The sequence below is a fragment of the Synechococcus sp. PCC 7335 genome, assembly GCF_000155595.1.
Classification (GTDB): Bacteria; Cyanobacteriota; Cyanobacteriia; order Phormidesmidales; family Phormidesmidaceae; genus Phormidesmis.
This window is the reverse complement of the sequence record NZ_DS989905.1, coordinates 94585-108179: the sequence shown is the minus strand read 5'-3', so window position 1 is coordinate 108179 and position 13595 is coordinate 94585. Positions and strand designations below refer to the sequence as shown.

The 13595-nt window shown below is 52.3% G+C and carries 9 protein-coding genes; 5 read left to right on the top strand and 4 right to left on the bottom strand.

The annotated features are described in order from the left end of the window. The first annotated feature begins 43 nt into the window (after positions 1-43). The gene (ftsH, locus tag S7335_RS20270; protein ID WP_006458408.1) at positions 44-2002 is read left to right on the top strand and encodes an ATP-dependent zinc metalloprotease FtsH; all 1959 of its coding nucleotides are present in this window, start codon (positions 44-46) and stop codon (positions 2000-2002) included. Beyond that, the gene (locus S7335_RS20265) at positions 1986-2594 is read left to right on the top strand and encodes a DUF3122 domain-containing protein (RefSeq protein ID WP_038019296.1); all 609 of its coding nucleotides are present in this window, start codon (positions 1986-1988) and stop codon (positions 2592-2594) included. The genes ftsH and S7335_RS20265 overlap by 17 nt, the downstream gene beginning before the upstream one ends. On the opposite strand, the gene S7335_RS20260 is transcribed toward S7335_RS20265, so the two are convergent. The 3 genes from S7335_RS20260 to S7335_RS20250 form a co-directional block, all read right to left on the bottom strand. Further along, entirely contained in the window at positions 2541-3857 is a 1317-nt protein-coding gene (locus S7335_RS20260; RefSeq protein WP_006458108.1) for an FAD-dependent oxidoreductase, read from the bottom strand. The two genes, S7335_RS20265 and S7335_RS20260, sit on opposite strands and share 54 nt — an antisense overlap. Before the next feature lie 62 nt (positions 3858-3919). Beyond that, positions 3920-5455 (bottom strand): NAD(P)/FAD-dependent oxidoreductase, encoded by a 1536-nt coding sequence (locus tag S7335_RS20255; RefSeq protein ID WP_006458303.1) that lies wholly within the window; start codon positions 5453-5455, stop codon positions 3920-3922. A 259-nt stretch (positions 5456-5714) separates the two neighbouring features. Further along, positions 5715-7010: a trans-acting enoyl reductase family protein gene (locus S7335_RS20250; protein ID WP_006457787.1), complete on the bottom strand. Its 1296-nt coding sequence runs from the start codon at positions 7008-7010 to the stop codon at positions 5715-5717. Positions 7011-7144: 134 nt separating this feature from the next. Between S7335_RS20250 and S7335_RS20245 the strand changes: the two genes are divergently transcribed. After that, complete coding sequence (locus S7335_RS20245) at positions 7145-7495, top strand: SDR family oxidoreductase (RefSeq protein WP_006457853.1); 351 nt, start codon at positions 7145-7147, stop codon at positions 7493-7495. A 56-nt stretch (positions 7496-7551) separates the two neighbouring features. Here the strand turns inward: S7335_RS20245 and S7335_RS20240 are convergent, their stop codons facing one another. Next, the gene (locus S7335_RS20240) at positions 7552-8301 is read right to left on the bottom strand and encodes an IS6 family transposase (protein ID WP_006457764.1); all 750 of its coding nucleotides are present in this window, start codon (positions 8299-8301) and stop codon (positions 7552-7554) included. A 597-nt stretch (positions 8302-8898) separates the two neighbouring features. Between S7335_RS20240 and groL the strand changes: the two genes are divergently transcribed. Next, positions 8899-10524: a chaperonin GroEL gene (gene groL / locus S7335_RS20235; protein WP_006457968.1), complete on the top strand. Its 1626-nt coding sequence runs from the start codon at positions 8899-8901 to the stop codon at positions 10522-10524. A 100-nt stretch (positions 10525-10624) separates the two neighbouring features. Continuing rightward, positions 10625-13435, top strand: coding sequence for a cation-translocating P-type ATPase (locus tag S7335_RS20230; protein WP_006458482.1), 2811 nt, complete (start codon positions 10625-10627; stop codon positions 13433-13435). Positions 13436-13595 lie beyond the last annotated feature (160 nt).

Below are 13595 nucleotides of genomic sequence, written 5' to 3'. Positions count from 1 at the left end.
CTCCGGCAGGATATCCACAGAAATTACGCTTGGGTTCAGTCATATGTCTAAAAATACACCGCCCCTTTCCAACCGCCCTGACAACGCTGCCCCTAACAACAGAGCTTTTGCAAGTAGCTTATTTCTGTTACTGGCCTGGTTGTTTATTGTCATGGCGGTCGTTGTCCGCGCCCCGCGAAAAGACCGGGTGCCCTACAGTCAGTTTATTGAGCAGGTAGAGAGCGGTCAGGTGGCTGCGGCGAGTATAAGCAGTCAACAGATTGTTTATACGCTAAAGCCGTTACCAGATTTGGCGCCAGTAACAGCAGATGACGCACCTATCCAGCGGATAACAGTGCCCTTACAAAATGACGCTGAGCTACCCGGAATACTGCGATCGCACAACGTAGAAATAGAAGCGGTTGCCGACAGTGGCATCGGCAGATTCTTTGGGCTGCTGCTGCCACTGCTGCTGCTGTGGATGATTTGGGCCAGCTTCTCGAATCGCACTCAGGGCGGTGGTCTGCTTAGCGTGGGCAAAAGCAAAGCCCGCATGTATCTAGAAGGCAGCAGCTGCGTTAACTTTGACGATGTCGCAGGCGTAGATGAGGCCAAGGCCGAACTGCAAGAGATTGTAGACTTTTTGCAGCATGCCCAAAAATACGTGAGCTTGGGTGCAAAGATTCCAAAGGGCGTTTTGCTAGTGGGGCCACCCGGCACGGGGAAAACATTGCTCGCTAGGGCGATCGCTGGTGAAGCAGGCGTTCCTTTCTTCAGCATCTCAGCTTCTGAATTTATTGAAATGTTTGTGGGCGTGGGCGCTTCGAGGGTCAGAGATCTCTTCGAGCAGGCGAAGCAGCAGGCTCCGTGCATCGTATTTATTGATGAGCTGGATGCGCTTGGCAAATCTCGCGCATCGAACAATCGGTTTGCGGGCAATGACGAAAGAGAACAAACGCTCAATCAGCTACTAGCAGAGATGGATGGCTTTGTCCCTAACGCAGGCGTCATTCTCCTCGCCGCGACCAACCGACCCGAAGTGCTAGATCCGGCCTTGCTCAGAGCAGGCCGCTTTGACCGCCGCATCGTTGTAGATAGACCAGATAAGAAAGGGCGAGAGGCCATTCTCGCTATCCACGCAAAAGACGTTCACCTAGCTGAAGATGTCGCCTTAGATAAGCTGGCCGCCCGCACCCCCGGCTTTGCGGGAGCTGATTTGGCCAACCTAGTGAACGAGGCAGCGCTGCTCGCCGCCCGTCGTGACCATGCTGCTGTGACGATGGCCGATTTTAATGAAGCTTCAGAGAGAATTTTGACCGGGGTAGAGAGAAAGTCTCGCGTGCTCAACCACGTAGAAAAGCGGACGGTTGCCTACCACGAAGCTGGACATGCGATTGTGGGAGCGCTGATGCCCGGCGCGGGCGTGGTTGAAAAAATCTCGATTGTGCCGCGCGGCATTGCGGCCTTGGGCTACACGCTGCAGCGACCAGAGGGCGATCGCTTTTTGATGGTCGAAAGCGAGATTCGCGGTCAGCTAGTGACCTTGCTAGGCGGGCGTGCCGCCGAAGAGATCGTCTTTAATCGGCTCTCTACGGGCGCTAGTGACGATATTCAAAAAGCAACTGACTTGGCGGAGCGCTGCATTACCCTGTATGGCATGAGCCCCATTCTTGGCCCCATTGCCGTCGACCGCAGCCAGTCGCCGTTTCTAGAAGGTTATGCACAGCCGCGTCGAGCCATTAGTCCTCATCTATCCGAAGCAATAGACGAAGAGATGATTACTCTAGTCGAGGAAGCGCACCAGATGGCGGTGGAAATCTTGATCAGAAATCAAGATGTGCTAGAGGAAATTGCTCAAAAGCTGCTGGAAGAAGAGACTTTGGAAGAAAAAGCGCTCAAAGCGTTCTTAGATAAAGTTCATTCACCAGCGACTTTGTCTACCTGGCTCAACCGAGATGCAGAAACCTTGCCACAGCCAAGGATATATTCACCGGAGGAACCCTATCGTGAAACTGCTTATTAGCTTCGTTGCTTTGTCGGTGGTCGTCGGTTTGGGGTGGCGCATCATCGCTTATCCAGCCTCAATGCATTACTTCTACAAGAAACCGCTCAAGCTGGCGCTGCTGCTGGCCCTGATTCTTGTGCTGATCGGCTGGTTCGCAACGCCAGTTGCCGTGGCTGAGGTCAGCTTTTTGAAAGAGGCTAACCAGTGGATTTATCAGTCTCAAGTGGAGCTATTGGACGAGTACAACCATGCTTGGGAGGTGACCGCACTCAAGCAGATGGAGGGCGATCGCGGCTTTTATCTGCGGCTAGTAACAGTCTCGCCCAGCGTCCAGCTCGATGCAGTTCAGCCGCTGGTGGTTACCACCGATACCGGCGAGCAGTTTAGCGTGCCTAACGTGACTCGCCAGCAGTTTATGGGCGCTCTGCCCGATCCGAATGTAGGACAATACGACATCCAGAGCCTGCTATACAAAGCCAAAAAAGCGCGATCGCTCCAGCTTCAGCTACCGACGCGAGCGGGTTCTCCGATTGTGCTTTCTGTGCCTTCAGATGCGTTAGAAGAATGGTCGATCGTAGGCACCTGCGAATATCTGGTCTGCGCTCGGTGATCTTGAATGTGACGTTGCAGGTGATGCCAAAGGTGACGTTGAAGATGATTGATCGGCAATCAGTGCGGCCACCTTCATTGCTGAGGCGATCGCGCCTTCATGCAGCCCATCGCCTAAATAGGCCCCCGCATGGTAGGTATTGTTCTCTCCGTTCGTTGCAACAATCTCGTTGCGGTAGCGTACTGCCTCAACGGTATATAGCGGCGTGTGGTGCGTTTGGATATGGATGGCCTGGTTCGGATCTATCAGCTCAGAGAGATTAAAAGCGAGAGAGTATCGCTGGGGTGAAGTGACGCCGCAGAGCTGGTTGAGCGCCGCGTTGTAGCCCCAACCCGTATCCGTCTGAAAAAAGTCGAACTCCGAGGGCCGCTTAATACCGTAGGGATCGTACAGGCTGGTGTCACGATGAAGCGTCGTTTCTATATGGTTAGCTTGCCAGCGACCAAAGCGTTGGCGTTCGGCAGCCGTAGGAGACGCCAACAGCTTTAGCACCTGGTCGGGCGGAGTGGCAAAGACAACTTTATCGAACTGCTGTGGCCCTTCTGGGAGAAGAATAGTAACGTTGGTCTGAGCGCGGGCGATCACGCGTACATCCGCATTTAAAACAATCCTGCCGCCAAATCTCTCTAAGATCTTTTGAATATAAGAATAAACACCGCCCTTAATCCGAAACCAATCGGTAAAAATGTACCGCCGCAGAACGGGCATCGCAATCTCCGCTGGAAAATTATCAATTCGCTCAAAGGCCATCGAGTAGCTGTACATCGTTAGCAGCTTTAGCCATGTGTTTCTCGCATTTTCATCCGATAGATAGGCCGAGAGTGGGCGATCGCGAAAGTCTTGCAGATCGCAGAGCTGCATCTTTGCCCAAAACGCGGCAGAGCGGGCGTAGAGCGTATCTAGGCGAAGATACTCTAACAGGCGCTGAATCCCAGTAAAATTGCTGCGGATAATGCCAGCCGAAAGAAAGTGGCGTCCACCTTTAAAGAATAGCGCCGAGCCAATATTAACCGGCTCTAGTTCGACGTCTAGCATCCGCATCAGTGAGAAAAAGCTGTGAAACACCGCCGGAAATTCTAGAACGCCATTTTCCAGCACCTGCTCGCAGTTTGAGCGATTGGGCCACAAGTTTTGGTTCAACGTTTGAATATGTCCGCCTAGCGCTGCCTGACGCTCGAATACAGTCACCTCATGTCCCTGCTGATCAAGCAGATAGGCTGAAGCCATGCCGCTAGCGCCGCCGCCAATGATTGCAATTTTCATCACCTATTCTCCTAAAGTTATTTCGCCAAGATTTACTCTCCTAAAATTTGTCCTTCTAAAATTTACTCTCCTAAAATCATGTCGCCAGATAGCCTTTGATACAGCAGAGCGCCTGTCCAAAACGTTGGCGCAAAGCCAGGGTAGCCAGAAGAGGCATTGCAAAAGTAAAAGTGCTTTAGCGAGCTGCGGTGGCTCAATCGCCCCAGGCCCATGTTCTTGGGCGTCAGGCTAGAGCCGTAGGAGTTGCCCGCCGGACAGTTGCAAAAGCGTTCGTTCGTAGTGGGGCTACCCGTCACCTTAAAAACAATATGCTCTCTGAGATTAGGAATGTAGTTCGCTTCAACAATGTCTAGAATGCGCTCTAAGATCTCTGCTTTCTTTTGGACGTAGAGTTTGCGGCTCGTCGATAGCAAGTTGCGGAAAGTATCGTAGTTGGCGACAGTGAGAAATTCAATAATCTGGCAGTCTGCTGGGCAGTCTCGTTCGGCATTGGTCAGCAGCGTTGGTGTGGTGATGGCAAAGCTAGGAGAAGAAAAATCACTCTGCTCGTACATTTGCTCAAAAGCCACGTTTAGGTTGGGCTGCTCGGTGTGAAAAGTATTCCACTTTCCGAATCCGTAGTCTCGCAAATCGATGCCCTTGACGACGCAGTACGCCATAAAGTTAGAGGGCGAATAATCATAGCTCAGCTGCTTTTGCAAGGAATGAGAGAACTTTTCGAGACCGATCATCTTAGCGGCCCGTTTCGGATCCATGTTGCAGATGATCGTATCAGCAATAAATTCTTCATTTTGATGCGTTTTCCGGTTGAATGTCTGAACGCCTCTGACCGTTTTGTTCATCATCAAAAAGTCAACCACTTCTTGGTATAACAACACTTCTCCACCCCGACTCTCAATCGCGGCGACTAGTGCGTTTACCACAGAGTCAAAATGGTGGGTCGGATAGAAGGCGCCTTCTTGATAGCTGGTGAATAAGATGATCCAGGCATAGAAAGAAAGCTGGTTAGGAGGAAGCAAAAAGTCGGGCCACTGTAGCGCTAGCAGCGTCTGTGCGGCCTCGGGCAGTGCAAACTGATCAAACGCATCTTGTAGGGTGTAGTTCATATATCGCGCGGTGGCGATCGCCTCTCCAAGATGGCTCAGCAGACTAAGCGGCTGCATGGGAGGAGAGAGTAGTCTTAGTCCGGCGCGAATTTTTTGGACTTCGTTAAGAAATAGGTGAATGCGATCGCGATCCTCTGGAAACAGTTGATCGAGCCGCTGCTGAAGCACCGCCATCTCTGAAGGAATCTCTAGCTGATATCCCGGCATGTGCATATGGTCAAAGCCATCGGGGTCATAGCGCTCGAAAGTAATCTTTTCATCGAGCCCTAGCCGCTTTAGCACCCGGTTGACAGTGTGCCCTTCGCCACAGTCCCAAACGTAGTGAAGCTGAGCGTTAAATGTATATTGCTTGGCCAGCGTAAAAGTGTGACCAAATCCGCCGGGATGCTCATGAGACTCTAGGATTCGCACTCGCTTACCCGCATTTGCCATCAGCGCACCAAAGACCAACGCCGATAGGCCGCTGCCTACAATTAAATAATCTGTTTTCATTGTGCTCCTTCGACTCAAGCTTGGGTAATTGGCTCGGCATAGATAGCTCGCGCAGTCTGTTGCTTGTTACCTATTGCTTATGGCTTGTTGCCTTAGAGCCTACTCAAAGAATTTGGGGAACTTATGTGGATAGCGGCAACATCCCGGTAGTAGCCATATCAAGATGCAACATTATCCAACAGATTTGTCATGAAGAGAAAAGAGAATCTACCACGGAAGCTTCATGAACGTCCATGTTTATAGCTTCAGGCACTCCAGCTCAAAGCACCTCAAATGTTAATCCAGCCGCCTGCTCTAGCCGCTCTATCAAACTGTTGCCAAACATCGATGCGGGCGTCCAAAATCCCCCCGGCTTATCAGCGCTAGCAAAATCCTGCGCCATACATAGCCCTGCCTGGCCTAAAATCTTTGCCGTAGACCCATAGCCGGGGTCTTGATCGCCCATCACCTTAACCTCAATGGTTTCGCCTTTGTTGGTAACACCCCAAAAGCGCAAGTCATAAAATCCCTGCGCCTGAGACACCTGACTCGGCCCTTCTCCTGGCTGCGGGATAATTGTGTTGTTTAGGAGCCAACGGGTAGGCGAGAAAAGCATGGCTACCGCTAGGACACCCATGGCCAAATTAAGGCCCTGAGCCGTTAGCCAGCCAGTAGCTTTGGGCCCTGTCAATACCGCCTCTTCGTACTGGAAGCCTTTGCCGTAGGGGTAGCCCAGCAGGGCGTTGGAGCGTAGGACGATACGAGTGTTAACAGCTGCCATTACAAAGGGGGACACCCACGCCTGAAAGTCTGGGTCATATTGCACCGGAACCAGGGTTGGTGGATGTACCGCAGCCTGTGGCGTCCCTGTAGATATTTCTGTAGATATCTCTGGGTGCGTATCTGGGCGCGTGTCTAGGCACGTATCTGGGCATAGAGAATAAGGATTATCCAGTTCCTGACGCAGTTCGGGGCTGATCCGAGTTTCTTGAATCAAGTTCACGCCGCTGGCAACGGTGCCGCCAGAAACGCCCCCTTGGGCTGATTTAACTCGCATTTTGATGCGATCGCACGCCTGTCCGAACCGCTGCTGCGCCTGCTGTTGCAGATAGTAAACCCCCAGATCAGACGGGATAGAATCAAACCCACAGCAGTGGACAATGCGCGCCCCGGAGGCTTTGGCAATCTTTTGATAACGCTCGATCATTTGCCGAATCCACTGAGGTTCCCCGGTCAGATCGCAGTAATCGGTGCCCGTTTCAGCGCAAACTTTTACCAAAGGCTCCCCATACAGGGCATAGGGGCCAACTGTGGAAATCACAACTCGGGTCTGAGCACACAAATCCTGTAAGCTAGCTTCATCAGTGACATCAGCCGTCATATAGGGTAGGCCATCTGCCTCAGTACCCAGTTCGGTAACGAGAGCTTCGAGCTTGGCCTTTGATCGACTGGCAATCGCCCAGTTAACGGACTCATTTACCCCAACTTGGCTAAGCAAATAACCGCACAGAATTCGACCTACAAATCCCGTTGCGCCAAAAACGACTAAATCGTAGCTAGACTTGCGATCGCTCATCACACCTTCTCCGTTGATACAACCCAGTCCGTAAGCCGCTAAATTTCGCCCATTTGTTCTTCTACTTATTCTTTCATCCCATTGTTCTCATTGGCTAGCAGCAGTTTTTTAAGGTTTCCGTGCCTGGGCTCACCATGACTCAACTTAACGCCGCAACAGTTTTGATTACCGGAGCCGGAGGCGGTTTTGGCCAATCACTGACCCGACAACTGTTAGCGAAGGGCTGCCAGCTAATTTTGACCGACCATCCGTCTGTCAATCTGTCATCACAGCTCAACACGCTACAAGCAGAGAGCGTTACGGGGAAGGTGATGGCTTGTCTAGATCTTGATTTGGCAGATGATGCTGGGTGCGAAGCCCTCTACGCCGACACACAGCAGCTGAATGTCGTTCCTGATGTTTTGATTAACAATGCTGGCATTGCTCTACTAGGCTTCATGGTTGACCTTCCGCCTGAGCGATGGGAAAGAATTTGTCAGGACTGAGTAGCCACAATTCACCTGCTCATCAGTAGTGTGATCGCACCTACCCCTATTTCTGTTTAGGAAGCTTGGAACAGATCTTCCAATTCTTCAACTCCCTTCAGTAACTGCGCTCTGCGATCGCCAAGGCACACGAATTCTGCCATTCGGCTACGAGGCCTCAGGAAGTTGCCAACTTCATCGACTGCTCTGCAAAATCTCTGCGCAGCCTCAAACTCACCGAACCCCAGGGTTGGATAATAGCGGCGTTTGATGCGCCGATGACTTTGTTCAACTGGATTGGCTGTGCAGGGGCGGACTTCATGCTGAACTTTCTCACCTAAGTCTTCTTCAATCGCCCGTGGGTAAGATGCTAAGCCATCGGTCGCGACCTTGTCAGGAGCGTCCTCGTGCAGATCGATGGCTTGAGCAAAGAAGGCTTTGGTGCCAGCCATGTCGCGAGTTTTGCTAAGGCGAACGTCTACCAGATTGCCATCTTCATCAATGCCTCGGTAGAGGTAGCACCACTGCCCACAGACTTTCACGTAAGTCTCGTCAATCATCCATAATTTGCCGACTTTGCCCTTTCGCTTTGTTCTAATCTGCTCTGTAAAATGAGGTAGGAAACGTTCCTCCCAATCCCTTGCAGTTTCGTGGGTAAACTGAAAGCCTCTAAGCAAAAAGAACTCAGCCACATCCCGATAGCTGAGCTTATAGCGGACGCGGCAGAGCAACACCTGGAAGATAATGTCTGTTGGGACTTCCACAAAATTAAATGGCGTATCTGTGCGCTGATTGAACGTCCGGCGACAGCGTTTGCAGCGAAACATGGTATAGCCTAGATGGGTTTTGCGCTGGAGCTGCGAGATATGAGGCGAGTGGCAATGCGGACAATCCATGAGGTAGAGGTAGAGCTGATCGCACCTAGCCTATCAGCTGGCCGAATCCTTTATTTTGGCTACTCAGGGCTGACAGTATCGTGCAAAGGGTTCCTCCCGAACCTTTTCTTGTGTTTACAGAGTTTGCACAGACCTTCAGACCTTCACATAGCTGGCTCTTCCTGAGCCTGAGGTTAGGTGGGACTTTCCTCTAACTCTTACTAGAGAGACCTTGCCTTGAGTTGTCTATGTGGGAAGGAGGATTCTCTACAACCTCCATATACATAATAACAATTTCCACCACTATTTGGTGGCTTTTCCAAGATGGTTTTATCTATTAGCTCACGCCGCCTATAGGTTCACAACTTCCTCATATTGCTCTTTTAGAGTGAGCTGTAGTTAAGTAGATATAGGAAAGCTTGCGCTCTAGATATTGGCCAGACATTCAGATATCCACATCAAAGCTGAAACAAAAAGAACCGGATTTGTTTTAGACAAAGACTTTATTGAAACTATTGTAGCGTCCTTAGTTTAGGAGAACAATTTACCATGCCCAAGGCTATTCTTCACAGCGATGAAGCTCGCCGCGCCTTAGAAGTAGGCATCGATATTTTGGCAGAAGCGGTTGCCGTGACTTTGGGACCTCGGGGACGTAACGTTGTGATCGAAAGTAAGTTTGGCGCACCCGAAATCATCAACGATGGCGTGACGATTGCCAAGAGTATTGAGCTAGAGAATCACCTGGAAAATACGGGCGTTTCACTCATTCGTCAGGCCGCTGCCAAAACTAACGATGTTGCCGGAGATGGCACGACCACAGCAGTTGTGCTAGCCCGCGCGATGATTAAAGAAGGGCTCAGGAATGTGGCAGCTGGTGCCAGTGCGATCGCCCTCAGAAGCGGCATTGAGAAAGCCACTGATTTTGTCGTGGGCAGGGTTAAGCTGCACGCCCAGCCGGTACAAGACAACCAGGCGATCGCGCAGGTGGCGACCATTTCGGCGGGTAACGATGCGACGATTGGAGAGATGATTGCCACTGCAATGAAGGAAGTCAGCCGCGACGGGGCCATCACCCTAGAAGAAGGCAAGTCAATGACGACAGAGCTTGAAATTACCGAAGGAATGCAGTTTAAGCGCGGCTATCTTTCTCCTTACTTCGTCACTGATTCGGAGCGGATGGAAGTCGTCCTAGAAGATCCTTATATTTTGCTGGTAGAGGCAAAAGTTACTCGTATACAAGACTTATTGCCGACGCTAGAACTGGTGATTAAGACTGGAAAACCGCTGCTGATTGTCGCTGATGAGATTGAGAAAGACGCACTGGCCACGCTTGTAATCAATCACCTCAAGGGTGTTTTAAAAGTTGCGGCGGTCAAAGCGCCGGGCGTAGGCAGCAATCGCAAAGAGATTCTGCAAGATATCGCCATATTGACAAACGCAGAGCTGATCAGTGAAGAAACTAGCATGACGTTGGATCAAGTGACGCTGGAAATGCTGGGTGAGGCTCGCCGCGCTACCCTGACTCAAGAAAATACAACGATTGTTGCAGACGGTAATGAAGAGGCCATTTCTGGCCGCTGTGCTCAAATTAGTCGACAGATCGATAGGACTGAGTCTGAGTACGAGCAGTCGCAGCTACAAGAGCGCCTGATGAAGCTGTCGGGCGGTGTCGCAGTGATTAAGGTCGGTGCGGCAACTGAGACCGAGATGAAGGATCGTAAGTACAAGCTTGAAGATGCGATCAATGCGACCAAAGCCGCAGTGGAAGAGGGGATTGTGCCTGGCGGTGGCGCGACGCTGGCGCATATTGCCCCGCAGCTTGAAACCTGGGCAAGGGATAACTTGACAGAAGAAGAGCTAGTCGGTGCGATGATCGTGGTGCGATCGCTGTATGCCCCACTTCATCGGATCACGACCAACGCCGGGCAAAAAGGCGACGTGATGGTAGAACGGGTAAAAGAACAGCCATTTGAAGTCGGCTATGACGCGATCGCCGATCAGTTTGTTGATATGCTTGAGTCTGGCATTGTCGATCCGGCTAAGGTGACTCGCAGTGCATTGCAAAATGCCGCTTCTGTTGCCGCCATGACGCTGACGACTGAATGCATTGTGGCCGAACAGCCCGAGCATGAGGAGAAAATACCGATTGGGATGGCTGGCCAGGTTGCCTACTAGCCAGAGGCTAGCTTTTTGATCAAGCAAAATCAAAATTCTCACGACCCATTCTTTCAGACTACATCGAGACTAGAGCATCTTTTTTGAGACACAAAAATCCGTGACTCAGCCGACTCAGCCCCCCTCAACCGATTTTGATTTGGAAGACTGGCACCAAATGGAAGCGGCGGCTGTCGCGCAGCACTTCAACAGCTCGCTCAGTCAGGGCCTGGTTGAGGCTGACGCCAGATCAAGGCTGGATCGCTATGGCCCAAATCAACTGCCAGAGACTGCGCCTCGCTCGGGGATCAGCATCTTTTTTGCCCAGCTGATTACGCTACCGGTTGCGCTGCTAACGGCGGCCGCCGGACTCTCTTTGGTTACCGATGGCAGACTGGATGCGGCAATTATTATGGGCGTGGTCGGCATCAATGCAGTCATTGGCTATATCACCGAAAGCCAGTCAGAAAAGATTATTCGCGCCCTCAGAACGCAGGAATCTTTGGACACTGACGTGATTCGAGCGGGACAGACCCAAACGATTGAGACGAGTTCGGTCGTGCCAGGAGACTTGCTCAGCCTGCGCGTGGGCGAGACGGTGGCCGCGGATGCACGGGTGGTCCTCAGTCAGGGGCTGACGCTGAATGAAGCCGCCTTGACGGGTGAGAGTCGTCCGGTTGAAAAAACGGTGCAGGCGCTAGCCGCCGGAGAAAGACCGCTGGCAGAACGCGGCAATATGGTCTATAAAGGCACGCTAGTCACCAGCGGCCAAGGTCAGGCGATCGCAGTGGCAACTGGCCCCAAAACTGAGCTGGGCAACATTCAACAATTGGTCGATAGCGCGACCGCAGCCGATACGCCTTTGCAGAGCCAGCTCAACCAGCTAGGCACGCAGCTAGTCGCGCTGAGCTGCGGCATTTGTGCCCTGATATTTGGCATCGGGGTGGTGCGAGGATACGCGCTGCTGCCCATGCTCAAAATTGCGATCTCGCTAGCGGTGGCGGCAGTACCAGAGGGCTTACCGGCGATCGCGACCACAACGCTGGCGTTGGGCATTCGAGAGATGCGCCGTCGTCAAATCTTCATTCGGACGCTGGCGGCGGTGGAATCACTAGGGGCGATTCAAACGATTTGCCTCGATAAGACGGGCACGCTCACAGAAAATAAGATGGCGGTTTCTGCCGTGCAGGTCAACGCTAGTCACTTTCACGACTTCTCTATTCAAAACGGACCTCAAAGTGGACCTCTTCAAAGTGGGCTTCTTCAAAGCGAGCAAGAATCTCAGAGCGTCGGCACAGAATCAACTGCCGATTCTCTCACAGATGCAACAAACTCGGAGATAGACTATAGCTTGCTGAAGCTCATGGAGATTGCTGTTTTGTGTAGCGACGTTCAGCTAGAGATACAGGCCGACGGGTCTGCTTCGATGACGGGCTCAGCCACAGAAACGGCGCTGGTCGATATGGCGACAGCCGCCGGACTAGATGCCGCCGATCTGCGCCGCCAGTATCCCCTAATTGCTAGCTACCTGCGGACGCAGACCCACCCAGTGATGAGCACCGTGCATCAGGTGATAGCAGCAGAGCAGACAACAATTCTGACGGCGGTAAAAGGCAATCCAGCGGCGGTACTGTCGCAATGCGATCGCCAACTGCAAGGAGAACAAGTCGTCATGCTAACCGAGGCCGATCGGCAACGAATAGAACAAAACAATCAACAGCTAGCCGATGAAGCGTTGCGCGTATTGGGGTTTGCGTATCATCAAGAGACACTTTCAGTAACAAACTCCAAGCCAAAAACAAAGAACAACCTGATCTGGATAGGACTAGCGGGCCTAAGCGATCCTATTCGCGCGGGCGTCTCGGACTTTATCGCCGCTTTTCAGCAGGCAGGTATTAGAACCGTGATGATCACTGGCGACCAGAGTTCCACCGCGCGGGCGATCGCGCAAACGCTCCACATCAGCCGCCAGACAGAAGTGAGCGTGATGGATGCGATCACGCTGAGCGATCTATCAACTAACCCGCCTGTTGGCTTCGAGCAAATCGACGTATTCTCTCGGGTGAGTCCGGCGCACAAGCTAGCAATTGTACAAACCCTGCAGGCCGCTGGCACTATTGTGGCGATGACGGGCGACGGCATCAACGATACGCCCGCGCTCAAGACCGCTAACGTAGGCATCGCGATGGGGGCAGGCAGCAGCCACGGCGTTCATGAAGTCGCGGACGTGGTCATCGGTGACAACAACCTGAAAACGTTGGTCGACGCGCTGAGCCGAGGCCGCACCACCTATCTTAATATTCGTAAGTCTGTTCATTTTTTACTCTCTACCAATCTCAGCGAGATCATGGTGACGGCGCTGGTCACCGCTATCGCCGTAGGCTCGCCGCTGACGGTGATGCAGCTACTTTGGCTGAACCTGGTGACCGATGTGTTTCCAGGCTTGGCGCTGGCCCTAGAACCGCCCGAAGATGACGTGCTCACACAGCCACCGCGCGATCCGCAATCGCCCATCGTCAAGACCGCCGACTTTGGTCGCATCGGGTTCGAAGCGGTGATGATCTCTATCAGTGCGCTGGTTGCCTATGCGTATGGCATTGAGCAGTACGGCGTGGGTGTTCGAGCTGGCACCATTCTGTTTATGGCCCTGACGATTGGACAGGTGCTGCACACGCTCAGCTGCCGCTCTGAGCGCAGACACTTGTGGATAGATCGCCAGCTACCCGCTAATCCTTATGTCACTGGCGCGATCGCCCTGACCCTGGCGCTGCAGCTGCTGCCTATGTTCATCCCTAGCTTGAGAAACTTACTGACGCTGACGCTGCTAGCGCCCACAGACTGGATTGCGATTGCCCTCTGTGCGCTGCTTCCTCTGCTAATCAACGAAAGCAGTAAACCTAATTCCAATGCCAGTAACTTAGCGACCCACTGATTATTCACCGTGCGGTTACACCACAAGTTTCTCAGACTCTTTACCTAATCTTAAAAGTGGGTTCGCTAGCGAGCTGATCAGCGAATCGACTAATGTAATGAGAGGAATCATGAGAAGATTTATAGGCACGAAAACGAGGCAGATTGGGCTTTTGAGCTTA